Source organism: Mesorhizobium sp. M2A.F.Ca.ET.043.02.1.1, from assembly GCF_003952405.1.
In the GTDB taxonomy this organism is placed as follows: Bacteria; Pseudomonadota; Alphaproteobacteria; order Rhizobiales; family Rhizobiaceae; genus Mesorhizobium.
In genome coordinates, this window is record NZ_CP034445.1 from 5,597,600 (window position 1) to 5,622,827 (window position 25,228).

27 protein-coding genes are annotated in these 25,228 nt (G+C 63.7%); 16 read left to right on the forward strand and 11 right to left on the reverse strand.

Going from position 1 to position 25,228, the window contains the following annotated elements; genetic code table 11:
- Positions 1-7: 7 nt before the first annotated feature.
- The 6 genes from pdxA to EJ068_RS26545 form a co-directional block, all read right to left on the reverse strand.
- Positions 8-1,042 carry a 4-hydroxythreonine-4-phosphate dehydrogenase PdxA gene (pdxA, locus tag EJ068_RS26520; protein WP_127253903.1) on the reverse strand — a complete coding sequence of 345 codons (1,035 nt, stop codon included), beginning with the start codon at positions 1,040-1,042 and terminating at the stop codon, positions 8-10.
- A 141-nt stretch (positions 1,043-1,183) separates the two neighbouring features.
- On the reverse strand, positions 1,184-2,107 hold the full coding sequence (locus EJ068_RS26525; protein WP_126078243.1) for a peptidylprolyl isomerase: 924 nt from the start codon (positions 2,105-2,107) through the stop codon (positions 1,184-1,186).
- A 218-nt stretch (positions 2,108-2,325) separates the two neighbouring features.
- Positions 2,326-4,755 carry an LPS-assembly protein LptD gene (locus EJ068_RS26530; protein WP_189342096.1) on the reverse strand — a complete coding sequence of 810 codons (2,430 nt, stop codon included), beginning with the start codon at positions 4,753-4,755 and terminating at the stop codon, positions 2,326-2,328.
- On the reverse strand, positions 4,755-5,837 hold the full coding sequence (gene lptG, locus EJ068_RS26535) for an LPS export ABC transporter permease LptG (protein ID WP_127253609.1): 1,083 nt from the start codon (positions 5,835-5,837) through the stop codon (positions 4,755-4,757). Before lptG ends, EJ068_RS26530 begins: the two co-directional genes overlap by 1 nt.
- Before the next feature lie 2 nt (positions 5,838-5,839).
- Positions 5,840-7,036 carry an LPS export ABC transporter permease LptF gene (lptF, locus tag EJ068_RS26540; RefSeq protein ID WP_126078240.1) on the reverse strand — a complete coding sequence of 399 codons (1,197 nt, stop codon included), beginning with the start codon at positions 7,034-7,036 and terminating at the stop codon, positions 5,840-5,842.
- Positions 7,023-7,433, reverse strand: a complete 411-nt coding sequence (locus EJ068_RS26545) for a hypothetical protein (protein ID WP_126078239.1) — start codon at positions 7,431-7,433, stop codon at positions 7,023-7,025. Before EJ068_RS26545 ends, lptF begins: the two co-directional genes overlap by 14 nt.
- On the opposite strand from EJ068_RS26545, the gene EJ068_RS26550 reads away from it, so the two are divergent.
- Both EJ068_RS26550 and EJ068_RS26555 read left to right on the forward strand, forming a co-directional pair.
- Positions 7,414-8,916, forward strand: a complete 1,503-nt coding sequence (locus EJ068_RS26550) for a leucyl aminopeptidase (protein WP_127386519.1) — start codon at positions 7,414-7,416, stop codon at positions 8,914-8,916. The genes EJ068_RS26545 and EJ068_RS26550 overlap by 20 nt on opposite strands.
- A gap of 3 nt (positions 8,917-8,919) precedes the next feature.
- Positions 8,920-9,369 carry a DNA polymerase III subunit chi gene (locus tag EJ068_RS26555; RefSeq protein WP_129554929.1) on the forward strand — a complete coding sequence of 150 codons (450 nt, stop codon included), beginning with the start codon at positions 8,920-8,922 and terminating at the stop codon, positions 9,367-9,369.
- 5 nt (positions 9,370-9,374) lie between these two features.
- Here EJ068_RS26555 and EJ068_RS26560 read toward each other — a convergent pair whose 3' ends face one another.
- A complete protein-coding gene (locus EJ068_RS26560) occupies positions 9,375-9,941 on the reverse strand; it encodes a T6SS immunity protein Tdi1 domain-containing protein (RefSeq protein WP_126078236.1) in 567 nt (188 codons plus the stop codon).
- Positions 9,942-10,078: 137 nt separating this feature from the next.
- Between EJ068_RS26560 and EJ068_RS26565 the strand changes: the two genes are divergently transcribed.
- The 11 genes from EJ068_RS26565 (at position 10,079) to EJ068_RS26600 (ending at position 16,932) form a co-directional block, all read left to right on the forward strand.
- Positions 10,079-11,068, forward strand: a complete 990-nt coding sequence (locus EJ068_RS26565) for a 3-oxoacyl-[acyl-carrier-protein] synthase III C-terminal domain-containing protein (protein ID WP_127251104.1) — start codon at positions 10,079-10,081, stop codon at positions 11,066-11,068.
- A gap of 3 nt (positions 11,069-11,071) precedes the next feature.
- Entirely contained in the window at positions 11,072-12,055 is a 984-nt protein-coding gene (locus tag EJ068_RS26570; protein WP_127251105.1) for an NAD(P)-dependent oxidoreductase, read from the forward strand.
- On the forward strand, positions 12,052-12,876 hold the full coding sequence (locus tag EJ068_RS26575) for an MBL fold metallo-hydrolase (protein WP_127251106.1): 825 nt from the start codon (positions 12,052-12,054) through the stop codon (positions 12,874-12,876). The genes EJ068_RS26570 and EJ068_RS26575 overlap by 4 nt, the downstream gene beginning before the upstream one ends.
- Positions 12,873-13,373, forward strand: coding sequence for a hypothetical protein (locus EJ068_RS32980; protein ID WP_210212020.1), 501 nt, complete (start codon positions 12,873-12,875; stop codon positions 13,371-13,373). The genes EJ068_RS26575 and EJ068_RS32980 overlap by 4 nt, the downstream gene beginning before the upstream one ends.
- A gap of 184 nt (positions 13,374-13,557) precedes the next feature.
- Positions 13,558-13,704: a hypothetical protein gene (locus EJ068_RS32985; protein WP_210212021.1), complete on the forward strand. Its 147-nt coding sequence runs from the start codon at positions 13,558-13,560 to the stop codon at positions 13,702-13,704.
- Positions 13,701-14,153 (forward strand): hypothetical protein, encoded by a 453-nt coding sequence (locus tag EJ068_RS32990; RefSeq protein ID WP_210212022.1) that lies wholly within the window; start codon positions 13,701-13,703, stop codon positions 14,151-14,153. Before EJ068_RS32985 ends, EJ068_RS32990 begins: the two co-directional genes overlap by 4 nt.
- Positions 14,154-14,251: 98 nt before the next feature.
- The gene (locus EJ068_RS32995) at positions 14,252-14,743 is read left to right on the forward strand and encodes a hypothetical protein (protein WP_210212023.1); all 492 of its coding nucleotides are present in this window, start codon (positions 14,252-14,254) and stop codon (positions 14,741-14,743) included.
- Complete coding sequence (locus EJ068_RS33000) at positions 14,686-15,294, forward strand: GNAT family N-acetyltransferase (protein ID WP_210212024.1); 609 nt, start codon at positions 14,686-14,688, stop codon at positions 15,292-15,294. The genes EJ068_RS32995 and EJ068_RS33000 overlap by 58 nt, the downstream gene beginning before the upstream one ends.
- Entirely contained in the window at positions 15,291-16,286 is a 996-nt protein-coding gene (locus EJ068_RS26590; protein ID WP_127251109.1) for a Rieske 2Fe-2S domain-containing protein, read from the forward strand. Before EJ068_RS33000 ends, EJ068_RS26590 begins: the two co-directional genes overlap by 4 nt.
- A 204-nt stretch (positions 16,287-16,490) precedes the next feature.
- On the forward strand, positions 16,491-16,625 hold the full coding sequence (locus EJ068_RS33915) for a type II toxin-antitoxin system RelE/ParE family toxin (protein WP_348527721.1): 135 nt from the start codon (positions 16,491-16,493) through the stop codon (positions 16,623-16,625).
- A 1-nt stretch (position 16,626) separates the two neighbouring features.
- A complete protein-coding gene (locus tag EJ068_RS26600; RefSeq protein WP_127251110.1) occupies positions 16,627-16,932 on the forward strand; it encodes an addiction module antidote protein in 306 nt (101 codons plus the stop codon).
- 5 nt (positions 16,933-16,937) lie between these two features.
- Here the strand turns inward: EJ068_RS26600 and EJ068_RS26605 are convergent, their stop codons facing one another.
- From EJ068_RS26605 to EJ068_RS26615, 3 genes are all read right to left on the reverse strand, one after another.
- On the reverse strand, positions 16,938-18,095 hold the full coding sequence (locus EJ068_RS26605; RefSeq protein WP_127251111.1) for a hypothetical protein: 1,158 nt from the start codon (positions 18,093-18,095) through the stop codon (positions 16,938-16,940).
- A gap of 90 nt (positions 18,096-18,185) precedes the next feature.
- Complete coding sequence (locus EJ068_RS26610) at positions 18,186-18,686, reverse strand: DUF995 domain-containing protein (RefSeq protein WP_129554930.1); 501 nt, start codon at positions 18,684-18,686, stop codon at positions 18,186-18,188.
- 128 nt (positions 18,687-18,814) lie between these two features.
- The gene (locus EJ068_RS26615; RefSeq protein WP_126078226.1) at positions 18,815-19,726 is read right to left on the reverse strand and encodes a glycoside hydrolase family 26 protein; all 912 of its coding nucleotides are present in this window, start codon (positions 19,724-19,726) and stop codon (positions 18,815-18,817) included.
- A 546-nt stretch (positions 19,727-20,272) separates the two neighbouring features.
- Here EJ068_RS26615 and EJ068_RS26620 point away from each other — a divergent pair.
- From EJ068_RS26620 to EJ068_RS26630, 3 genes are all read left to right on the forward strand, one after another.
- Positions 20,273-22,144 carry a cellulose synthase catalytic subunit gene (locus EJ068_RS26620; RefSeq protein WP_127251113.1) on the forward strand — a complete coding sequence of 624 codons (1,872 nt, stop codon included), beginning with the start codon at positions 20,273-20,275 and terminating at the stop codon, positions 22,142-22,144.
- Positions 22,145-22,322: 178 nt separating this feature from the next.
- Entirely contained in the window at positions 22,323-23,381 is a 1,059-nt protein-coding gene (locus tag EJ068_RS26625) for an acyltransferase (protein ID WP_127251114.1), read from the forward strand.
- Positions 23,382-23,615: 234 nt separating this feature from the next.
- Positions 23,616-24,020 (forward strand): hypothetical protein, encoded by a 405-nt coding sequence (locus tag EJ068_RS26630; RefSeq protein WP_126078223.1) that lies wholly within the window; start codon positions 23,616-23,618, stop codon positions 24,018-24,020.
- 126 nt (positions 24,021-24,146) lie between these two features.
- On the opposite strand, the gene EJ068_RS26635 is transcribed toward EJ068_RS26630, so the two are convergent.
- Positions 24,147-25,226, reverse strand: a complete 1,080-nt coding sequence (locus EJ068_RS26635) for a glycosyltransferase family 2 protein (protein WP_126078222.1) — start codon at positions 25,224-25,226, stop codon at positions 24,147-24,149.
- Positions 25,227-25,228: the final 2 nt, after the last annotated feature.

The following is a 25,228-nucleotide window of genomic DNA, read 5'->3' on the forward strand; positions in this document are numbered from 1 at the left end:
GGCGTCCTCACGCGGCCGCGGCTTGGCGATCGCTGTCGGCCAGCCGGCGCGCCAGCCTGAGCGCCGCGATCAGGCTCTCGGCGCGGGCAATGCCCCTGCCGGCGATATCGAAGGCGGTGCCGTGATCCGGCGAGGTGCGGATGAAGGGCAGGCCCAGCGTCACATTGACCGCCTCGTCGAAGGCCAAGGTCTTGGCCGGAATCAGCGCCTGGTCGTGATACATGCACAGCGCCGCATCATAGGTGGCGCGCGCGCGTGGATGAAACATCGTGTCGGCCGGCAGCGGCCCAACCGCGTCGATGCCTTCCCCCTTCAGCGCCTCGACGGCCGGCGCGACGACTGCGGCATCCTCCTGGCCCATGGCGCCGCCTTCGCCGGCATGCGGGTTGAGCCCGGCGATCGCAAGCCGCGGCCGCGCGATGCCGAAGCGGCTCTTGAGATCGGCGGCGGTGATGCGCGCGACGGCGACGATCAGCTCCGTGGTGAGCACCTTCGGCACTTCGGCCAGGGGGATATGGATGGTCACCGGAACGGTGCGCAGATCGGGTCCGGCCAGCAGCATCACCGGCGTGACCTCCTTGCCGGTGTGGCGCGAAGCCAGATGCGCCAGATATTCGGTGTGACCGGGAAAGCCGAATCCCGCATCGTAAAGCGGCTTCTTGGCGATCGGACAGGTGACCACCGCGGCGGCGCTGCCGGCGAGACAGTCGGCGACGGCCCGGTCGATCGCCTCGATGGTGCCGGCGGCATTGGTCGGATCCGGCTCTCCCGGGCTGTCGACATGACGCGCATGGAGCGGCACGACGGGGAGCACACGGGCAAAATGACGCGCGGCCTGTCCGGGCAAGGTCTCGGCAACCGTCACATTTGCGCCGACAAGGCGGGCGCGGGCTTTGATCAGGGCCGGGTCGGCCAGCAGATAGAAGGGCGGAACCCCGGCGCTGTCGCCCGCCTGCCAGGCGGCGATGGCGATCTCGGGTCCGATGCCCGAAGGGTCGCCGACGCTGAGCGCCAGCGGCGCATCGGTCTTGCGCGGGCTCATGGGGTGGGCTGACTGCGGTATCGCATGCTTGTCGCTCAGAGCATGACGCCGAGAAATGTGCTGCGGTTTTCGGACGACATCATGCTCCATTTCTCGGATTTGGGAGACGGATTGAGGCTGGTCCGACCTATGTCTCCGGCTCTAGCGTTCGACGATCTTGGCCTTTTGGCGCAACTCGGCGACATATTTCTTGCTGAGCTCGTCGGCGTCCTTGTCGTTGGTGCCCTCGGCCTGGAACACCATCTGCGCGGCCTTGTCGTCGGAAACCTCGCGCGAGGAGCAGATGCCGATGAATTCGACGCCGCGTTCGGTCTCACGGGTCGGTGTCGCGCCGCCGACCTTGGTGGCCTTGATCTGCTCGGCCCAGTCGGTCGGCAATTGCGGCGCCAGCACCCGGCCGAGATCGCGCACGGTGACGTCGATCAGACCCTTGGCGAATTCGCGCGTGGTGTTGCAGCCGCTGAAGCGGGCACGCATGGCGTCGGCCTCGCGCTTGCGCTTGGCGAGCGTGGCGGCACGCTCCGATGCCGGCACCACGAAGATCACCTGCTGCAGCATGTACTCCGTCGCCGTCGGCTTGCTGCCGCCCTTGTCGAGCATGCGCCGCACGGCGTCCTGCTCGGTCACCGAGCCGCCCTCGCCGGAGCGGTAGCGCGCGCTGAGCGCCTGGTTCCAGGCCATCTGGGCGCGGATGAATTCCTTGAAGTGTTCCTTGGTGACGCCCGACTGGCTCATGATCGCGTCGAGCTTGGCCAGCGGCATCTTGTTGCCCGAGGCGAAGCGCTGGTAGGCGGCGTCGACCTGCTCATCGGTGATGCGGATGCCGAGCCGCTTGGCCTCGGCCAGCCGCAGCGTCTGATCGATCATCTCCTGCGCGGCATCGCCTTTCTTATGTTGGAGCTTGAAGAAGGCGGCGCGGTGCGCGATGTCGCCGGTGGTGATCGGTATGCCGTTGACGACATATTTGATCTCCGCGGCGAAAGCCGGCTGTACAACAGCCGTGACCGAAACCGAGCTCGCCGCCACCAGAAGCGCCAATCCTGCCGAAAACAGGTATTTCCTCATCTTACCTTCCAATTTCCCGCCCCAATTTGTCGGCACGACAGCGCCGCGCGTCCTCCGAACGCCTGCGCGCTGCAGCCGACCCCATGCCTGTCCTATGCGGCGAAACGATGTCGCCGGCGCATGGCCCCGAGAATCACCGCATTTTCGGGGGTTCACGCTCCAAATCAAGACCAAAGCATCGTCGGCGCCCGGCTAGCAAGCCACGCGCCGGCCTTCGGTTATTGGATGGTATCGATCGCGCTCGTCGACGAGCCGAAATCGCCCAGCGTGCGGAACGACAGATTGAAGCCGATATTCTGCGACACTTCCTTGGTTACGGTATCGCGTGTCTGCGAATAGGTCATGATGTAGGTGAAGCAGGAATCGTTGTAGGCGAAACCGACCCCGTCCTTGACCAGCACGTTGCTCTGGAGGTCGTAGGTGCCGGTGCCGAACAGCCGCCAGTTCTGCGCCAGATGCGTCGAGGCGCCGAGCGTGACTTCATGGCGGTCGGTGGTGAAGCCATAGAGCGGCTGCGCCTCGATGAAGGCATATTTGGCGCTGAGCGATATCGGCAGGCTGGAATAGGCGGCCTTCACTTCGGCGCGCCTGACCTCGAATGTCTGCTCGTCGAAACGCCCGCTCACCGAGCCGGAAAAACCGCTCGGGCTGTTGAAGCCGACGAGGCCGACATAATCCGAGGTCCGTTTGTCCAGGCCGGACTCGGCTCCGGCATTGACCAGATCGGGCGCGGCGAAGGAGTTCTCGCCCGCGAGCTGGTAGGACTGGCCGAAGATGGCATTCGTGGCCCAGCCATTGTCATAGGCGCCTGAATAGCGGAAGCCGACATTCGCGCGTGTGCCGCCTTCGATCCGGTCATAGCCGGAGAATTTATCGCGCTCGAACAGCGTCGTGGCGTCGAAGACGAAGCTCTGCGCGTCTTCGTTCGGAACGGCCAGTCCGCCGACATATTGCTCGTTCGGACGCACAAAGACCTGCGCGGTCGGCTCCAGGACATGGCTGGAGCTGGGCATCGAGAACAGCAGCGGCCACCGCGCCTCGAGGCCGAGGGTCGCCATGTAGCGGGCAAGCGACGAGCGCATGTCGACGTCTTGGCCGAGATTCGTGCCCATCTGGTTGACGGCATCGAGCGAAGCCTGATTGGCGTTGACATAGCCGGCATCGCCGCGGAAGGCGAGCAAGGGAGTCAACTGCAGACCGCCATCGGTGGTGAAGGTCCGCTTCCACTCGGCTTCCGCGCTCACCCGGCTGGATTCGCCTTCGATGCCGCGCACGTTGTTGATCGAAGCCGGGTCGCTGGCATCAGCCAGCACGGCGTCCAGCCGGTTGCGGCTGATCACGCGCGTGTTCACGTTGAACGACAACTGGCCGCCGGCCACCGACGTGTCGGGGATGTAGGCATAGTCGAGCGACGGCAGCACCCAGGGCTGCTTGGCGGAGCGCGATGTCGGATCGCTGGAGAGCGTGTCTTCCTGCACCTCGAAGCGCATGGCGCGGACGTCGAAGTAGTTGCGGTCGCTCAAGCCCGTCAGATAGATCGACGACTGATGGACGAGGTCGCTGAAGCCGTCGATGTTGTAGGTGCGCGAGAAATTCTTGTCGGTCTGCAGCAGCACATCCCAGCCGAAGTCCCAACGCTCGTTGATCGCGAACTGGCCCGTGGTGCCCATCATGCCACGGAACTTGTTGGGGTCGCCTTCCGGGCCGGAATTGACCGTATGGCCGTGGTTGATGTCGAGGGTATTCGTATTGATGAACTCGTTCGGATCCTGCTGGTTGATGCCGGCGATCTTCAGCGTGTACTGGCCGTTGTTGAAGCGCTGGCGCCACTCGGCCTCGCCGAGGAAGCCCTGCTTGGTATAGCCGCTGCCGGTAACGGTCAGGTCATAGGTCGGGGACAGCGCGAAATAATAGGGGACTTTGACGCCGACGCCGAGATGGTTGTTGTAGACGATGCCGGGGATCAGGAAGCCGCTCTTGCGCTTCACCGTCGGGTCGGCGATCTCGAAAGCTGGCAGATAGGCAAGCGGGAAGCCGAAGAATTCGAAGTTCGAATTCTCGAAGCGGACCGTCTTCTTCTCGCCGTTCCAGATGATCTTGCGCGCCTTGACGCGCCAGGTCGGCGCTTTGTCCGGCTTGTCCTCGCAAGGCTCGCAGGCGGTGTAGACGCCATTGTGGAAGGTGGTCAGCACGCCGCCCATGCGCTCGCCGCTCTCGGCGGCGAAATAGGCCTTGTCGATCGTCTCGACGCGCAACGCGTTGGTGAACCCGTCGGCGAAGTCGTCGGTGATGTCGATATGATCGGAATTGATCTTGGTGCCGTCGCTGTTGATAAGCTCGACGGCGCCGCTCGCGACGAGGCGCTTGGTGTCGCGGTTGTACACCACGCGCTGGGCGACCAGCTTGTTGCCGCCATAGTCGATCTGCACGCCGCCGACGGCCGTCACCGTATGCTGGTCGTTGTCATAGACAAGCGTATCGGCGGCCAGCAGCATCTGCGTGCCGGACGGGACGGGCTTGGCAGCGATGGTCTGCGCCTGCGCGGGTGCCATCGGCGCCGCACAAGCGAACAGACATGCCAAGGCGGTCGCCCCATAAAGGCGTGCCAAACCGGCCTGCCTATGGCTGCGCAAAACCGACTCCCTCACTAGCCGTCTTCCTTGTATAGCAGAAACGTCACCCCAAAGAACATAGCCACGACGACCGGAACCCATGCAGCCACCACCGTAGGAACGAATCCGGCCACACCGAATGCCTTGACCAGTACCGAAACGACATAAAGCAGAAAGCCGGCCACGACGCCACCCAGAATCATCGTTGCCGACTGCCCCATTCGCGCAAATCGCATTGAAACCGTTGCAGCAATCAGCGTCATGGCGACGAGGAGGAACGGCAACGCCAGCAGCGAATCAAACTGCATGGCGAAGGCATTTGCCTTGAGCCCAAAGGAACGGGCAACCTCGATCTTGCGCGGCAGCTCGTAGAAAGGGATGGTTTCCGGGCGCGCCAGGCGCTCCTGAACGAATTCCGGCTTGAGGTTGGTCGGCACCTTGTCGGTTGCCAGCGCCCGGATGTTGCCCGCCTTGAAGACCTTGACGTCCTGCAATTCCCAGTAGCCGTCGCGCAGGAAGGCCTTGGCTGCGTCCTTGCGCTCGGCGATGTTGCCCTGCGGGTCGAGGATGAAAAACACCGCGTCCGCCATCTCCAGCCCCTGATTGAGGATGGCGCGGGCGCCGATGATGGTGTCGCCTGATTCGGTCTTCTGCCTGAGCCAAGGCGTGACATTGGTGGTGACGGCATTCGATTTGCCGGCCCTGAGGTCGTTCTCCATCTGCTCGGACCAGGAAAAGCCGTGCGCGGCGATGGGGTTCATCACGGCCACCGACAGCACGCCGAACATCAGCGCGCCGACGCAGCACGGAAACAGGAACTGCCAGGCCGAAACGCCGGCCGAGCGCGCGATCACCAGCTCGTAGCGGCGGTTGAGCGACACAAGCGTCGCCATTGCCGAGAACAGCCCGACGAACGGCACCGTCTGCAGCATGATCATCGGCATCCTGAGCGCCGAAATGGCGAAGGCCGTGCCATAGGTGAACCCCGGCAGCCCGGTCGTGCGGCCGGAGAGCTCGGTGAAATCGATGAGGAACACCAGCGCCAGCAGGCCGAGGAAGAACCAGAAGGTGATCGAGACGTAGCGGAAGAAGAAATAGCGGCCCAGCGTCCAGCCCATGGTCAGGCTCCCTGGCCGGAAGTGCGCCGCGCAAGCCACAGCTTGAATGCCGTCCAGTTGTCGCTGGCGCGCTTGGCGAGATTGGTCAGCCAGTCCGCCCAACTGACCGGCAATTCCATGGTGCGGGACGAGACGATGAACCAGATCGAAACCGCGGACGCAATCAGCGGTATGCCGTAGAGCAGGTAGATGTAGTACGAGACCCTGTCGGCCTTGCCGGCGGCGAAGAAGCCCAGCCATCGCACGAAAAGCGCTATCGCGATCGCCGTGATCAACGGGTTGATGCGTGCTTCGCGATGCGAGCGCGCATCGCCCGCGACGGCCAGCGCGATCAGCGCGAACACCAGCGAATAGGACCACTCGGCAAAGCGCTGGTTGAGCTCCGCGCGGTAGCTGCCCGGTTCGCGCTGGAACATCTTGTCGTTGGGATCCGGGTTGAGCAGATACGCCGTCGTGCGGTCCTTGGGCAAAAGCGTGATGTCGTTCGCCGCGGATAGGAAGGCGGACATGTCGAAGGCGTAAGAGGTGAAGCGGATGACCGAGAGGTCGCCGGTGACCGATTTGCGGTTGATGACGCCGTCATTCATCATCAGCACCTTCTCGTCGCCTTTTTCGACGATGCTGCCGGTCTTGGCATAATAGGTGAGGCTGGCGCCTTCCTCGCGTGAATCGGCGACGAAGATACCGCCGAGCCGGTTGCCGGGAAGCCGCTCGCCGACCTGCAGGTAAAGGCCCTCGTCGATCTTGCGGAACGTGCCTTCCTGGATGATCAGCGACACGAGGTCGGCGCGCGAAGCCGCCACCAGCTGGCGGTTCTTCTGCCTGGCATAGGGGTCGATGGCGTTGTCGACGATGAAGGAAAAGGCGCAAGCCGCGATTGCGAGCAGCAGGACGGGCCGCGCGATGGTCCAGCGCGAGGCGCCCGCGGCGCTGAGCACGGCGAGCTCCGAATCGGTGTTCATGGCGCTCAGCGTCTGCGCCACCGCCACCACCAGGGCGAACGGCACCACGATCGGGATGATCGAGGGAATGATCAGTGCCGCGACCTCGAAAAAGGTCAGCGCCGACTGGCCGTTGTCGGTGACGAGGTCAATCTTGGCCAGCACCTGCGTCGTCCACACGATCGCCAGCGTCCAGACCAGCGCGGCGAGGAACATCGTCAGCGCGCGGCGCATGATGTAGCGTTCAACGACCTTCATGAAGGCTTTTCTCGATTTTGCCGAACGGCATCATGCCCGCCGACAAGGTAGTGATCCGGCGTCGCCCGCACAACTGCGTCATAGGCGGCTCGCTCCGGTTTGTCGCCCCACGCCACATGCCCCGGCGCGGCGGAGTCTCCGCGCCAATGGATAAGAAATGCAAAACATCGATGGTTAACAGCAGGTTGCGGCAGCAATCTAAGGTCGTGCCGAGGCGAATCCTTTGTCTATGGTGGCGCTGATATAGGCAGCGATTTCGGCCAAAGTCTTGCCAAATGGCTGAAAACGACCAAATGTCGCGCACGCTTGCCAAACCGTTTGCTCGCTGAAAATTACCTTTGCCGGCACCTTGCGGCCATCCCCGAAAGCAGGACCTGATGACGTTGAGACCATCCATTTCTTTCGCCAAATTCGCCGTGCCGAAAAAGGGCAGCGTCTTCGTGTTCGCGGGCGACGGCGTCGGGCTCGGCGAGGCGGCGAAGGCCTGCGATCCCGCCGGTGCGCTGGCTCGCGCGTTTCCGGTCGCCGATTTCTCCGGCAAGTTCGCGAGCTCCGCCGAGGTGCTGGCGCCGGAAGGAACGTCCGTCGACCGGCTGGTGGCGATCGGCGCCGGCAAGCTGTCGGCTCTCGACGACAATGCCTGGCTGAAGCTCGGCGGCGCTGTCGCCGCTTCGCTGCGCAAGGCGACCGAGGTGGCTGTCATTCTCGATCTGCCGGAACTGCAGGCCGATGGCCACCAGGCGGGGAGCCTCGCCGCCGGCATCCTGCTGCGCAGCTACGCCTTCGACAAGTACAAGACCAGGAAGGACAAGGACGACGGCCAATCCGACGCGAAGGCGGCGAAGCCCGCCAAGGTCACGATCCACTGCGCCGATCCGGCTGCCGCGAAGAAGGCCTTTGCCGGCGAGGAAGCGGTGGTCGACGGCGTGCTGCTGGCGCGCGACCTCGTCAACGAGCCGGCCAATGCGCTGGGGCCTGTCGACTTCGCCGAGCGCGTCAAGGCGCTGGAGGCCCTCGGCGTCGATGTCGAGATCCTCACCGAAAAGGAGATGAAGAAGCTCGGCATGGGCTCGCTGCTCGGCGTGGCGCAAGGCTCGCCGCGCGGCGCCCGCCTGGTGGTGATGCGCTGGAGCGGCGGCAAGGCCAAGGACGCGCCGCTGGCATTCATCGGCAAGGGCGTCACCTTCGACACCGGCGGCAATTCGATGAAGCCGGCCTCCGGCATGGAGGACATGAAGGGCGACATGGGCGGTGCGGCCGCCGTCACCGGGCTGATCCATGCGCTCGCCGCGCGCAAGGCCAAGACCAATGTGGTCGGCGTCATCGGCCTTGTCGAGAACGCCGTCGACGGCCATGCCCAGCGCCCCGGCGACATCGTCACCTCGATGTCGGGCCAGACGATCGAGGTGCTCAACACCGACGCCGAAGGCCGCCTCGTGCTGGCCGACGCGCTTTGGTACACCAACGACCGCTTCAAGCCGAAATTCATGATCAATCTGGCGACGCTGACCGGCGCCATCATGGTGGCGCTCGGGCAGCATTATGCCGGCCTGTTCTCCAACAACGACGAGTTGGCGGGCAGGCTCTTCGGCGCCGGCCAGTCGTCCCAAGAGCGGCTATGGCGCATGCCGCTCGGCCCCGAATACGACAAGCTGATCGATTCCAAGAATGCCGACATGAAGAACATCGGCGGCCGCTATGGCGGCGCCATCATCGCGGCGCAGTTCCTGCAGCGCTTCGTCAAGGACACGCCCTGGGCGCATCTCGACATCGCCGGCACCGCGATGGGCGCGCCGTCGAGCGAGATCAACCAGTCCTGGGGCTCGGGCTTCGGCGTCAGGCTGCTCGATAGGCTGGTGCGCGATCACTACGAAGGGTAGGGGATGGCCGACATCCTGTTCTACCATTTGACCGAATCGACGCTCGAGGAGGCGCTGCCCGGCCTGCTCGAGCGCAGCGTCGAGCGCGGCTGGCGCGCGGTGGTGCAGACCGGCACGGAAGAGCGGCGCGACGCGCTCGACCAGCATCTGTGGACTTTTCGCGACGATTCCTTCCTGGCGCACGCCACCGACCGCGAGGCCTATCCGGCCGAGCAGCCGATCCTGCTCACCACAACCGAGGGCAACCAGAACGCCGCGCAGATCCGCTTCCTGGTCGACGGCGCCAGCCCGCCCGAGCTATCGGGCTACGAACGCGCCGTCTTCCTGTTCGATGGCCATGACGCGGCACAGCTCGAAGCCGCGCGCGGCCATTGGAAGACGATGAAGGAAGCCGGCCACGCCGTGACCTACTGGCAGCAGACGCCGGATCGGCGGTGGGAGCGGAAGGCTTAGTGCCGTCAGCGATCGCCGATCGTCACCTTGTTGATTTTCGTGCCGTGCGGAAGGTCTTTTACTTGTCGGTGGATTTGGCCGGTTATGTGCACCTTCACCACGAAGAAGGTCTTGTTGATTTGCGCGGCGGACATTTCGCCACCGAGTACGGGTGGCGTGTCGAAGTCGTAACATTCGCCGTCCGCCAAGACCAATCCCTTCTTTCGTGCCGCCGCGGCTAAGTCAGCCAGCAACAGCTCGTCGCGACGATCATGATCGTTGAACTGGGTTGTAAGCTCCGGCCACGTTTCCGACACTTGGGTCAATCGGCCTCCGATCATGTCCAGCAATTTGACGGAACCATCGGGAGCTCGGAAGAAAATGTCGCCGAATGCGGAGACTGCGGCGGGTTCCAGGCCATCAAGCCCAATCCACTTCCAGCCGTCCAGCGCTTCCCAGACATCCTTCTTTGACGGCTCGATAAACAGATACTGGAGACCGTCCGGCCATGGGCTTCTGACAACGTCCGCATTTGGCTTCGAAACAGAATTCCCAAAGACAGAAGAAATAAAGCGAGAAAAAGAATTAGCCATACCTCACCCCCCTGCAACATCACACACTTATCGCAGAATGATCGGCGAGCAAACGTGGCCGCTCAGGCGCCGTCATGGTCGTCGCCTCGAACCGCTTTTTGCGCTAGATAGAGCCAAGCTCAAGCGGCGAGGGGGGAATGCGGATCAGGATCGTCGGAACCGGCAGGGCGGTACCGGCTGAGCGGGTGACAACGCGCGCGCTGGAAGCGAAATTGAGCCTCAGCGAGGGCGCACTGGAAACCGCCACCGGCGTCGTCGAGCGCTATGTCTGCAATGCCGAATCGCAGATCGATCTTGCCTGCGTCGCCGCGACAGTTGCGCTAGCCGATGCCGGCGTAAAGCCCGGCGCTGTCGATCTCATCATCGGCGGCTGCGGCGTGCCTTACCAGCCGCTGCCGGCGACCGCGCCTTTGGTCATGCAGCGCCTCGGGCTGGCGGACGGCTCGGCCGCCGCCTTCGACGTCAACAGCACCTGCCTTGGCTTCCTCACCGCTTTCGAAACCGCGGGCCGCATGATCGAGGCCGGGCAATGCGAGACGGCCTTGGTGTTCTCGTCCGAAGTCGCCTCGCGCGCGCTGCCGTGGCAGGATGCGCCGGAGATCGCCGCGCTCTTCGGCGACGGCGCTGCGGCGGCGGTCCTGCGCAAGGCCGGGCCGGGCGAGGGCAAGGTGGCGGCGAGCCTGATGCGCACTTATCCTTCCGGCTGGGAAGCCTGCGGCATCGGTTCGGGCGGCACACGCTTCGATTTCCGCAAGGAGCAGGAAGCGTTCGCGGCGCACAGCCTGTTCCACATGGACGGCAAGGAACTGTTCCGGCTCACCGCGCGCCACTTCAACGGCTTCGTCGAAGCTCTGCTTGAGCGTGCCGGCTGGCGGCGCGACGATGTCGATCTCGTCGTGCCGCATCAGGCGAGCCCGTTTGCGCTTGCGCATATGGCGCGCCAGACCGGCTTTGCGCCGCAAAAGCTGGTCGACATCTCTGCCCGCTTCGGCAACCAGATCGCCGCGTCCATGCCCTTCGCGCTCGACGTTGCGCGCCGCGACGGCCGCGTGGCGTCCGGCATGAAGCTGCTCTTTCTCGGTACGTCCGCCGGCGTCTCCTTCGGCGGCATGGCGCTGGAGGTCTGAGCGATGGCCGTCCTCGTCACCGGCGCCAGCGGGTTCCTGGGCTCCCATGTGCTCGAGCGGCTGGCCGCTTCCGGCACGCTGGCGCTCGGGCTCGGCCGCGATGAAACGCGCTGCGCCGCGCTCGAAGCGGCCGGCCATCGCATCATCCGTCACGATTTGGCGCAGCCGCTCGATGCCGCCCTCGACCCCAGGCTGGGCAGGGTCGAGCGGATCATCCACTGCGCGGCGCTTTCGTCGCCCTTCGGACGCCTCGCGGATTTCGAGGCGGCCAATGTCACGGCAACGCGCAATCTTGTCGGATTCGCCAGACGGCAAGGCGTCAGCCGTTTCGTCCACATCTCCAGCCCGTCCGTCTGCTTCGCCTTCCGCGACCAGCTCGGTCTCACCGAGGATGCGGCCTTGCCGCAGCCGGTCAATCACTATGCCCGCACCAAGTGCGAGGCCGAAAAGATCGTGCTCGGCGAGCCCGATATCCATCCTATGGTGCTGCGGCCGCGCGGCGTCTACGGCAAGGGCGATCGGGCGTTGCTGCCGCGCCTGATCAAGGCGGCAAGGAGCCGGCCACTGCCGCTGTTTCGCGACGGCCGGGCGGCCATCGACCTCACTTATGTCGACGATGTCGTCGATGCGATGATGGCGGCGCTCGCCGCACCTGGCGAAGCCGAGGGCCGGATCTTCAACATCTCCGGCGGCGAGATGCTGCCGGTCCGCCGCATCGCCGACGCGGCCTGCATCCGCGCTGGCTTGCACGCGCGCTGGCGGCCGATGCCGCTCGCGCCGGCGATGCTGGCGGCGGGCTTGATGGAAGCGGTGGCGCTGCGGTTGCCCGGCCGGCCCGAGCCGCCGGTCACCCGCTACGGGCTCGGCCTCTTCGCCTATGCGCAAAGCCTCGATCTTTCCAAGGCGAAACGCATTCTCGGCTGGGCGCCGAAAATCTCGTTCGAGCAAGGGCTCGATCGCACCTTTGCCGGCGGGGCCAAGCCATGAGGATCGTCTTCGCCAACAGCGCCTGGGTCAACGCCGCCGAGCGGCTGATCCTGCGCGGCGGTACCTGCAAAAGCGTCAGGCTGCGTGTCCGCTACGGGCTGTTCTTTCACCCCGCCGCCGGACCGGTGCTGGTCGACACCGGCTACACGCCGGAAGCGCTGAGCGGCGAGCGTCGCGGCCGGATGCTTCGGCTCTACGGCGCGCTGCTGAAACCTCAGCTCAATGCCGACGAGCAGGTTCTGTCGGTGCTGCGCCGTTTCGGCCTGTCGCCTGACGATATCCGCACAGTCATCGTCACCCATTTTCACGCCGACCACATTTCCGGCCTGTCGCTGTTCCGCAACGCGCGTTTCATCGCCAGCGAAACCGTCTGGGCGCGGGTCAAGGCGCGCACGCCGGGCCAGAATTTGCGCCATGGCGTCTTCATCGAATTGTTTCCCGCCGACTTCGAGTCGCGGCTCGATGGACTATCCGGCAAGCCGCGCATCGAGCCTCTCGGCGGCATGCCGGGCGGCATGGATCTCTTCGGCGATGGCAGCGTGATCGGTGTCGATCTTCCAGGCCACGCCGATGGCCAGTTCGGCCTGTTGTTCAATCGCCTCGAGCGACCGCTGCTCTATGCCGTCGACGTGCAATGGCTGCTCGCCGCTTTGATCGAGAACCGCACGCCCGGTTTCCCGGCCACCCTGATCGCCGAGGATGCGGCGGCGATCGAGCCGACCAGCGCCACGCTGCGCCGCTTCCTCAGCACGGGCGGCGAGGTGATGCTCTGCCATGATCCCGCGCCGACGCCTTATGACCTGGCGCCGGAGATTGCATGAACCGGCTGGCCGAAGCGGTAGGATCTTTCGCTCTGACGCGCTGGGTGTCGCGCAAGAGCCGCGCGGATTTCGAGCGCTGGCAGGCAGGCGCCTTGCGCCGCTTCCTCGACCGCGACCGGCCGCGCGCGCCCTTTTACGGCAAGGCGCCGGCCTGCCTCACCGACCTGCCGGTCACCGACAAGGCGCTGCTGATGGCGCGCTTCGATGAATTCAACATCCACGGCCTCACCGCCGCGCAAGCCTGGGCGACGCTGGCGCATGACGGCCGCGCCGGCGCGCTCACCGTCGGCGCCAGCACAGCCGACCTCGCGCAGCCAGGCACCTCCGGCAATCGCGGCCTGTTCGTTGATTTTCGGAAGCGGGAGAAATACCCGCTGGCTGGGAGAACGATCCTCGCCAAGGAGGCGGCGCCCGACCTTGTTTGGCGCGGCATGCGCGTCGCCGTCATCCTGCCGCAGAACACTGGGCTTACGACAGCGCCCGCACATCGCACCTGATCAAGCTTGCCTTCTTCGACCTAACGAAAGGGCCGGAAAGCTGGCGCCGAGACTCGAAGGCTTTGACCCGACGGTCGTCATCGCGCCGCCCAAGATCCTGCGGCATTTCGCAAGCGAGGGATTTCGGCTACGTCCGAAGCGTATCTTCTCGGCGGCGGAAACGCTCGATCCGGTCGACCGGCCGGTGATCGAAAATTTCTTCAGCCTGCCGCTCGATCAGATCTACATGGCGACCGAAGGGCTACTCGCCGTGACCTGCAGACAGCGCGGCCTGCATCTTGCCGAAGACTCCGTCTTCTTCGAATTCGAGCCGGCGGCGAGGGGCTGGTGACGCCGCTGGTGACAGCCTTTCGCCGTCAAACCCAGATCATGGCCCGTTACAGGATGAACGACCTGTTGCGCTTGTCCAAAGAACCTTGTCGGTGTGGTTCGCCGCTGCGCTGCGTGGATGAGATCGTCGGCCGCATGGACGATGCTTTCCGATTCACGTCGCCGGACGGCCCGATCCTGGTCACGCCCGATGTGCTGCGCAACGCGGTGCTCAAAGCCGATCGCCGCATCGACGATTTCCGCCTCGTCCAGACCGGGCCGGAGAGCATCGAGTTCAGGCTTCAGCCGACGCTCCCGGACGATGCGGCGGCGGCCGCGCATCAGGCGGTTCGCGCGCTCCTGGAAATGCGAAAGGCGGCCGCCACCGTGACGCTCGTCCGCGCGCCGCTGCCGTTGGAAACAAGCCGCAAGCTGCGCCGCGTCGAATGCCGCCTGGAGCCGGCGCGATGACGGGCGCGGCGACGATGGAAGGCCCGTGCAGCAGCACGACCGCGTCGAGAACAAGCCGGCAAAGGTCGCGGCCTTGTGGGCTTTTCAACGAGATACCCGTGCGCGATCTCATCGCCAACCTCAAGACGAAGGTGGAAACCTTCGAAATTGCCGGCCGCGTTTTCCCGCTGACGCTGAACGACGCCGATGAAGCGCCCAATTGCTACATCTGCTGCCCGACCAGCGCATATATCGACTACGCGATGGACGAGACGCGCAACTTCGCCGCCCATCGGCTGCTCAAGCGCGCGCTCAACGCCCTGATCGGCGCCTGCGCGCCTTTAGTCAGGGCAAGCGGCCTCGACCATCAGGCGCAGGTCAACAACTGGCTCTATTCGACCAATCCGGTGCCGCTGCTCGACCGGCCGACAGTTGCGTCGCTGCGCTCGGCCGGCCTTGACCGCGCGTTTCCCCGATCGCGCCATCGTCATCCGTTCGTGAACGACATCGCCGATCCGGCGACGATTGCCGTCTTGAAGGCCGAGGGTTCCGCATGCTGGCGGCGCGCCAGATCTACATCTTCGCCGACCGCAGCGCCGCGCCCGCCATGACGCGCGACATGAAGCGCGATCGCGCCCGCCTGCGTGCGACACCGTTCGAGCGGGTCGGAAACGGCGATTTCAGCGAGGCTGACTATGCCCGCGCCGAGCAGCTCTACGATATGCTCTACCTCGACAAATACACGCCGCTCAATCCGCACTACACGGCCCGTTATATCGCCGAGATGCACCGGCGCGGCATCATCAGCCTGGCGGGATTGCGCCGGCCAGGCGGCGAGCTGGTCGCCGTCACCGGCTTGTTCGAAAACGGCCGCACGTTGACCCAGCCGATCGTCGGCTACGACACCAGCCTGCCGGTGGCCGAGGGGCTCTACCGCATGGTGATGGCGGTGGCGCAGGATCACGCCACGGCGCGGGGCCTGTTCTTCAACATGAGCGCGGGCGCCGCCGGTTTCAAACGCCGGCGCGGCGCGGTCGCCGCGATCGAATACAACGCCGTCTATGCCGGGCATCTCCCGCTTCGCCAGCGCGTGGTGATCCGCGTCATGGAGACGGTGCTGGCGCTGATCGGCATTCCCCTGCTCAGGAGGTTCGAACTGTGAGTGAGGGCCGGCGGGAAGCCTTTTGGCAGGCGGTGGCGCTGTCCGCCGACATCGGCAAGCGGCCGAAACGCATTCTGTTTGATGGCGCGCCGGTGGTGCTGTTCCGCTCCGCGCAGGGCATCTCGGCGCTGTTCGACCGCTGCCCGCACCGGCTGGTCGAGCTGTCGACCGGCAAGGTGGTCGGCGGCGAGATCGAATGCCCTTATCACGGCTGGCGTTATGACGGCGAGGGACGCTGCACGGCGATCCCCGGCCATGTCGGCGCCATGCCGCATTACCGGGTCCGCCGCTACGCCGCGATCGAGCGCGACGGGGTGGTCTTCATCTCGTCCGGCACGCCCAAGGACGAGCCTTACCTGCATTGCATGCAGGGCAAGGATATCATCCTGCGGCGGGTGCGCTCGTCGACCCAGTCGACGGTGATCGATGCGGCGGAAAACATCCTTGACGCCACCCATACCCATTTCACCCATAAGGGCCTGCTGCGCGGCCTCACCTCGAAACGCCATCGGGTGCGGGTCGAGGTGACGGGCGGCGAGGGCTGGGTCGAGGCGAGCTACACCGGCGAGGAACGCCAGCAGGGCCTGATCAGCCGGCTGCTGGAAGGCGAGCGCGCCAAGACCATTGGCCGCTTCCGCCATCCCGGCATCGCCGAGCTCGAATATTGGGGCAAGGACGGGCTGGTACTGGCCACCACCTTCCATCTGCGCCAGGCCGATGAGCGCACCGTCGAGGGTGTCGGCTGGCTGATCGGCCGGCGCCAGGGCCTGCTCGGCGAGCTGAAAGCGCTGGCCTTCAAACCATTATTCAATGTCGCTCTTCAGCAAGACCGCCGGGTGCTGAAATCGGCGAGCGACAATGCCCGTTTCGCGCCGCGTGCCCTGCCGGTCATCGGCCCGCTCGACTTCCTGCGCCGCGACATCGCGGCGATCATGGAGGGGAGGACGCCGCCGGCGGCGAGCGGGCCGAAAGTGCATGAGATCGAGCTGTGAACTGAAGTTCACGCATCTTGATCTGAGCGTCTGCGTGAATTATAGTTCACGCATGATCGAGGTCCGGCAGACTGACGAATTCAGGAAGTGGCTGCGGGACCTTAAAGATATCCGAGCCGCGAGGAAGATTGCTCAACGGATCATTCGTGTTGAAGCGGGCTTGGCGGGAGACGCGAAGTTCTTCGAAGGTTCGGCGAGCTTCGGATCGACTATGGGCCGGGCTACCATGTCTATTTCATCAGGCGCGGTAACACGGTCATCATCCTGCTTTGCGGAGGCGACAAATCCTCTCAAGACAGGGACATCAGAAAGGCCAAGCAGATGGCAAGCGAGGTTTGACATGGCTCTCAAAACTACACCATTCGATGCCGCTGAATATTTCGACGATGCAGAGTCTCAGGCCGAGTTCCTTGCCGACGCGTTCGAGACCGGTGACGCAACCTATATTGCACACGCACTCGGCGTCATCGCGCGAGCTCGCGGCATGACCGTCGTGGCTAAGAACGCCGGTGTCACCCGGGAGGCGCTTTACAAAGCACTGAGCGAGAAGGGTGATCCGCGCCTCAGCACACTGCTGGGTGTCACCAAGGCACTTGGTCTGCAACTTGACGTGAAACCTATCGGCCCTGGCTCGCTCGGGGCATGAGCATATCAAACTGGCCCGTTCCACTCGATATCCCGCGTCGACGCCGCCTGCAGGCTGATCCGCTCACGCCACGCCATCCCGGCGATCTCCGCCAGCGCCGGCCATTGCGCCCTGACCGGGGCTGAATCGCCCGGCCAATCGAGCAGTTCCTGGCCCTCGCGCATCGACTTGCGGAAACGGGCGAGCCCGCCTGAACGAAGCGCCACCGGCAATCCATAGATCCACATCGCGAGCCGCACCGTTTGCGGCACTGTGACGTCCGGCCTGACTTCCGGACCGTCGCCAAGCACAGCAGCGGCAAACCGCGCCGGATCGCGGAAGAAATGCAGGCCGCTGACCGCCCGCGGATTGCATTCGAGCGGCAGCACGCGGCCCCCCGGCTCGCGCATCAGGTCGAAGGAGATCTGCCCGGTCCAGGTCGTGCCCGCGACGATGCGCTCGACCAGATCGCGTGCAGCCTCGTCCTCGACCCACTCGAAGAAGATGCCGGCGCCCTTGCCGGCGCGATAGGGAGAACGGTAGAGCGTCAGCGCCTTGAGCCGTCCCTCGCGCGCCACCGCATAGGCGCTGATCTCCTCGCCCTCGACGAAACGCTGCGCCACCCAGGGCATGGCAGGGGAGGGCGCGATCGCATCGAGGAAATCCGGTGTCGGTCGCAGCAGGACATGGCTGGCGAAGCGCGACCAGACCGGCTTGAACACCAGGTCGCGCGAGTGGCCGCGCACCGACTCCAGATCGTCGCGGGAATTGAGAAGCGTCGTCTCCGGCACCGCCAGGCCAAGCTGTTCGGCCAGCCGGATGAAGCTGTGCTTGTTGTGAACCTCCGCCAGCAACCTGATGTCGGGGGCGAACAATTTTCCCGGCATGGTCCTGCCGCGCCAGGCCAGCGCAAGGTGAAAGACTTCCTCGCAGGTCGGGATGACCAGTTGGACGTTTTCGGCTCTTGTCAGCGCTTCCACCGCATTCGCATAGGCCTGCGGCTCGAAGCGCGGCGGCGGCAGTCGATGATAGCGCGCGCAGGCCCTGCTCGCCGCCGCGACCGGCCGCGCCGGCGTGTCGGCCAGGATCACCCTGCGCCCGGCGCCGTGGACAAGGCGCGCCAGATGCAGCGCCACCGGCGCGCGCGCGCCGGTTATCAGGATCGTTCCGTCAGCCCCCGGCATCGGTCACGCGGTCGTTTCAGCCGCGACGACCGTTGCGCGAAATCGCCGTGCTTGGCAATCGCGCTACTTCAAGTCGAGCTGCGTCCGCGACTACAGCTCCGCCTTGAAGCGTTTCACCTTCTTGCTGGCATAGTCGCCATTGCGCAGGTCCGATTTGCCGCGGCGGTCCCTGAACTCATACCAGTCTCCGCTCGGAGATTTACGCTGGTAGATCACCTTGCCGGCCTGGCGATGCTCGAAGCAGCTCAAGGAGGTCTTGGCGCCCCATGAACCGCGCCAGGTAGCCCGGAAACACAGTTTGCCGCTGCCGGGCATGAACCAGATACCCTCGCCGTCGCTAGGCTTGTCCTCAGTGGACCAGGCCGTAAACTGCCGCTTGCTAACCGCAAAAAACGCGGCGCCATGTTTGCCCCAACGCCAGGAACGGTTCTTGTAGAGCTGATAGATGCCTTCTTCGGAGACGGCGGTGGCCTTCGCCGCCTTGTCGCCGATCCTGTTCGCGGCCTTGGCCATTGCGGCGTCCTGCAGGCCGATAACAAAAACGGAGCAGACCAGCGCCGCTCCGACAAACTTCCCCACTGCGCTTTTCACGATTTTACTCCGCCAACTGATTTACGCATACGCTTCACCCGCCGCCGAGCAGCTCGGCGGCAACCCCACTTCAACACCTTTAGCCGGAGCCCGTCCCGGTCTGGCCGGGACGAGCATGATCACGTCTCTTATGGCAAGACGTGCTGGGTCACCCGCCAGTCGGGCAGGCCATAGCCGCCCAGCCACGGCCAGACTTCCTTCTGGTTGAAGTAGACGACCGAGGTAAGGGCCGGAAACTCCGCATAGGACTTGCGCGAGTCGTCGGCCCATTTCGACACGTAGTCCTGCTTTCCGACATAGCCGAGTTCAGCCACGATAACCGGCTTGTTGAATTTCGCGACACGGTCATAGCCTGGCTTCAGCGTCTCTTCAAACGTCCGGTCGCGGCCGACCTCGTCATTGTCCTTCTTCTGCAGGCCGAACACCGAAAGGCCGATGACGTCGACATAGTTGTCGCCGGGATAGTATTTTTCCAGGCCTTCGACGCCCTTGGGCGACCACATGTATTTTGCCGCCGGCGCGGCCTTGCGGCAGACGTCCACCTCGCGCTTGTAGGCGGCGATCCAGTCCTTCGGCGCCCAGTTTGCCCAGGTGAAGCGGCCGTTGGTGTCTTCCATTTCCTGCGCCCAGCGGATGGTGACCGGGCTCTTCATCTGTCCGACGAGGTTGCAGATCGCCTGCATGTTGGCGTCGTACTTGCCGCTCAATATGCCATTCTTCAGCTCGGGCGGCGTGATGCGCCAGTCCTTCGACCATGTCCAAGGCTCGATGGTGATCAGCAGCGAACGGCCGCGCTGCTGGGCGTAGGCGTCGGCCAGCGGCAGTGTCGACAGGTCGACGTCTTCCCAAGGCAGGAACAGTTCCTCGATGCTGGCCGACTTGTCATTGCTGAAATCGCCATAAGGATCGTAGGAGCCGAACGCCGACGCGGCCGAGCTCGTCTTGATCGGATCCGTTCCCGTCTGCGAACCCGCCGACGCTGGCAAGGCCACGCTGAGAATAAGCGCCGACACAAGCGCGGTTGCTGTAGAGAGTTTCATACCCGCCTCCGATGGGCTTCAATGTCCCGCTGGACCTTGAAGCTTGCCACAACGTGCCGACTGAAGCCGGCACGCAAACCCAATATCGGTTTGCCGACGTGATGCGGGTTTTCTGAGCGACTAGAACTGGCACGTTCTACGCTGTGCCGTCCGTTATTGTGGTCTCTCCAACCTCTATAGCTGGATCTTGAGACGAGGTCGCCGCGATACTCACAAATTCGCGTCAACATTACGATATTAACCCTCTCTCATATGAGAGCCTATGCTCGGCGAGAGTCAAGCGCAATTAACCGTTACTTAACCTTATAGCTGCCGGTATGGTTAACGGAAGGTGGCTCGCGCTGGCCCCGTGCGTTTCACCTCAGCCGGGCGTTGCGGCCGCGCGCCGACCGTGAAGGTCGCGGAAGCCGCGGTTGGTTAACCAGTTTCCAATAAGCTTGGTTAACGAAAACCTAATTCTGTTGACACTGCATTAGCTCAAGCTGATTCTGTAGCGGGGATGAATGCGTTCGACCGGCTCAGCCGGGCGGACAGGGCGTGGGTAGTATGGGCGTATCTGGGGATGCCGGCGTTGTCGGCGGCAAAACGACGTCAATGGGCAAGGCTGGCGCGGTTTCGACCGGCCACGGCCCCAAGGGTCCTTATCTCGTGCCGGTGCTCACGCCGCGCCAGCAATTGATCTTGCGGCTTGGCCTTGCTTCCTGGTTCGTCGCGCTGGCTTTCTTCTGGTCCTGGTGGCTGCGGCCCGAGCATATCGATCATGTCGGGCCCTTTGCCTTCGCCACAATCGTGCTGGCCTGGCTGACCTTGATGCCGATGTATTTCCTGCTCAACGTCCATGCCTCGAGGAAGTCGTCGAAGCTGCACATGATCCCGAAGCATTCGCGCGTCGCCATGGTGGTCACCAAGGCGCCGTCGGAGCCTTTCGCCGTGGTGCAGCGCACATTGGAAGCGATGCTGGCGCAGGACTATCCGCACGACACCTGGCTTGCCGACGAGGATCCGACCGAGGCGACGGTTCGCTGGTGCGACGCGCATGGCGTGCTGATTTCGACCAGGCGCGGCCGCGAGGACTATCACCGCAAGACCTGGCCGCGCCGGACCCGCTGCAAGGAAGGCAATCTGGCCTTCTTTTACGACCACTACGGTTACGAGCGCTACGACTTCGTCGCCCAGATGGACGCCGATCACGTGCCGACGCCGACCTATCTGAGGGAAATCCTTTATCCCTTCGCCGATCCCGCCGTCGGCTATGTCTCGGCGCCCAGTATCTGCGACAACAATGCCAGCGAAAGCTGGGCCGCGCGCGGCCGGCTGTTTGTGGAAGGTATGCTCCACGGCCCCCTGCAATCCGGCTACACCAGCAACGGCGCCCCGCTCTGCATCGGTTCGCATTATGCCGTGCGCACCATTGCGTTGCGGCAAGCTGGTGGGCTGGGTCCTGAACTGGCCGAGGACCATTCAACCTCGATGCTGATCAACGCCGCCGGATGGCGCGGCGTCCATGCCATCGATGCAATCGCGAATGGCGACGGTCCGCAGACTTTCGCCGATCTGATTACTCAGGAATTCCAATGGTCGCGTAGCTTGACGACCATCCTGCTTGAATACACGCCGACATATCTGTCCAAGCTCAGCCCGAGGCTCAGACGGCAGTTCGTATTCTGCCAGCTCTGGTATCCCATGTTCGCCTTGTTCGCGATGGCGACATATATCATGCCGATCTACGCGCTTTTGTCGGGCGACAATTTTGCCAACGTGGCGTATCCGGAACTCCTTTTCTACTATATGCCAAGCGCGGCCATCCCGATTGCTCTGGTGATCTTTCTAAAGAGGTTAGGTCTCTCGCGTCCATTCTCGGCGAAGGCTGTCAGTTGGGAAGGGACACTCTTCCATCTGTTCGCGCGCTGGCCCTGGGTGATGGCAGGAACGCTGGCATCGGTTCGCGATTATCTGACCAAGTCATTCGTCGATTTCCGCGTCACTCCAAAAGGCAGCGGCCCAAAACACCTTCTGCCCGCCCGCGTCATCGTGCCATACGCCCTGCTTGCGGTTGGTGCTTCGTTGCCGGTTCTTCTTGTGGAGCATCCTTCGAGGGCCCTCGGTTTCTACTGGTTGGCCGCGTTCAATGCGACGATCTACGGATTGCTGGTCGTGGTGATAGTTGGCAAGCATCTGACAGAGAACAAGATTTCGCTGCGGCAAAACGTAGGCAAGTTTGCCCTGCAAGGATCGCTCGCCGCCGTCGCCGTATTAATCCCGCTGGCGGGATTTTACGATCGCGGGCTGCAAGGCATATATGGACTGCAGCAGGGCGCCGGCCTACACATCGTCAAGGTCAGGTATCCGGTTTCCGGTGCAGGCCGCGGCGAACTCGGAAGCCAAAGGTTCCGCTTTGATCCCGGTTGGGGTGAATGAAGCCTCAAGAGTCGAATGAATGGTCGAATGGAATGCCCGGAGACAGCTGTCGTTCATAGTTCAAATCCTATTCGGCGGACTCGCTTCTTTGGTGGTCGTCGTCGCGCGCGAATGCGTGTGATTAGTCTGGACGCGACGACGCTAAGCCCTGGCAAGCGGGCATCTCCTGCTCACCATCATGCCTAATCCCGAGTATAGGCCGCAGATAGACTCGCTGCGAGCGGTTGCTGTATTCGCCGTCATGTACTCGCACTTCTGGGATGAAGCCTCACCCTGGGGGCATTATGGTGTTCGGCTGTTTTTTGTTATCAGCGGTTACCTGATCACGGGTATCTTGATCCGATCGAAAGAAGTGGCCCGATCGCAGGGCGCTCTCGGAGTCATCCTGGTCTTCTATCTGCGGCGGGCCCTGAGGATTTTTCCGGCATATTACGTGATGCTGACCTTGGCGGCCGCCTTCTTGCCCGAAATCCGGACATCGTTGCCCTGGCACGCTGCCTACCTCTCCAATGTCTTGTTTGCGCTAAACGGTAACTGGGACCCCTGGCAGCTCGCCCATCTGTGGAGTTTGAGCGTCGAGGAGCAGTTTTATTTGTTTTGGCCGCTGCTGATCGTACTGAGCCCTCGTCAAACACTAATCCCGACGCTGATTGGGGTCATCCTTGCGGCAGTCGCCTTTCGGGCAGCCATCATGTTCTATCTTCCGGAAGGGCCGGCCCGTTACGTGCTGACGCCGGCCGCGTTTGACGCTTTGGGCGCCGGCGCCCTTCTCGCGGCGATCGAAGCTTCCAATCGACTGACCGATGTGCTGCGGTGGAGACTGGCGATAGCAAGCGTCGCGGCCATCGCCATCGTGGCGGTTTCATTCACGCTGCAGGCGGCCATGTTCAACTTCGTCCTCGGCGACTTCCTGACGGTCGTACCTTTGGTCGCTGTCGTGTGTTGGGCGAGCGCAGGTGCCAAGGGCCTGATCAAGCGACTGGCAGAGAACTCCGTTGTGCGATATCTGGGCCGGATCAGCTACGGGATCTATCTTTATCATTTCCCCGCACTGGCCGTCGTCTTCCTGTTCTGCGAATCCTTCGAGACGCAGTTTCCTCCGCTCGGTCCGATCCGGTTCGTGATTGCGGGCCTGGTCACGGTCGCGGCTGCCGCGACCTCCTGGCACTTGTTGGAACAACCGTTGAGCCGCCTGAAGGCGAGACTGTCCTACACAGCTACGCTGGCCAGAAATTGACCGTCGGCTTGGGCGGAAAGAGCGGCTGCCGAAATAAACGTTCGCATTTTAATAATAGTCGATAGAGTCGCGAAAGACCGCGCTCATCATCTCGTTTGCACGAATTTTAATAAGTCGCCTCTAATATTGAGCCATGATGTGAATGGCGGCGAGCCGTTCGCGTGGCGCGGAAGCCAAGCAAAGAGGGAATATATCCGCGCGAAAACAACGCTTATTTCGTGGCAGGGGACGACAATGAACGATTTCATGAAGGAAGCAGCGGCCGTAGGCAAGAGATATGCTTGCGCCATTGCCGCTCTTGCACTGGTCTCGATCGGGTCCGGTTGCCAGAGCATGGACACGATGAAGACCAGCTCGATCAGCATCGACCCGGCAGCCCACACCACCACAAAGAAGATGCAATATGTCATGAAGCATCGGCTGCATCGCGTTCACCGCAAGTCGCTGACGCAGACGTCCAGCGTGACGCGCGTGAGGGAAGAGGCTTATGCCACCTTCGTCCGGCCGCAGCCTGCTCGTGTGCCACGGCCCGTCAAGATTTCCTACAGCATGGGCAGCGTCGGTCCGCTGCTTGGCCATTCGCCGTGGATCTGCGGCCCGAGTGGCTTCGGCCAGCGCTCGGCCTGCCGGGCGCGCTAACCCACCCAATCCGTCGCCGGGGGGCGTGATCGCGGGGCAAGAGGGTATTTGCGTGCTGACGGCACTCTGCCTCTTGCCCTTCGGTTGCTCGCCCGTTGCGGTTCCGGCCGACGGACGCCGGCGGGATTACTTCCGACGCGCCTTCGGCTTTTCGACAACAGCCGCCTTGCTCGGCCAGTGCCAGCCGTCACCCTCGCCATGCGCGGGCTGCGGCCGCGCCACGTAGGCGAGCGCGCCGTTGGCCTCGAGATAGACGCGTGACAGCATCTCGGCCAGCACGCCCGACGTCACCGCCTGCAGCCCGGCGATCACCAGGAAGAAGCCGGTGATCAGCATCGGCCTGGTGCCGATATCCTGCCCCCAGAAAACCTTGATCGCGAAGAGATAGGCCAGGATCAGCGAGCCGAGCACTCCGAGCACGATGCCGATGCCGCCGAAGAAATGGCCCGGCCGCGTGCGATAGCGCAGGAAGAAGAACATGAAGACGAGGTCCAGCACCACACGGAAGGTACGTGAGATACCGTATTTCGACTGGCCGTGGATGCGGGCGTGATGGGTCACCACTTCCTCGGCTATGCGTCGCGGCGTCGTCACCGTCGCCAGCCACGCCGGGATGAAGCGGTGCATCTCGCCATAGAGCCGCACGCTGCGGATGACGCTGCCGCGGAACACTTTCAGGCTGCAGCCATAGTCCTTGAGCTTAACGCCGGTGACCCGCGCGATCAGCCTGTTGGCGATGCGGGACGGCAGGCGGCGCAACCAGAACCCTTCCTTGCGGTCCTTGCGCCAGCCGGCGACGAGGTCGAGATCCTCGGTCAGCAAGCGATAGACCATGCGCGGAATGTCGAAGGGGTCGTTCTGCAGATCGCCGTCGAGCGTCGCGATGACATCGCCGCGCGCGGCGTCGAGGCCAGCCTGCATGGCGGCGGTCTGCTTGTAGTTGCGCACCAGCTCCACGCCATGCACATACGGCCCGTACTGCGCCGCCAGCCGGCGGATCTCGGCGGGGGTGGCGTCGGTGCTGCCGTCGTCGACCAGCACCACCTCCCATGGCTGGCTGTAATTCTCCATCGCCTGATGGATGCGCACAAGCAGCGGCTCGACATTGTCGGCCTCGTTATACATCGGGATGACGATGGAAAGCTTGTGCTCGGGCATGACGGCGCCCTCGGGCAATCCCGATGCGGGGATGGGAAGCACGTTCATGG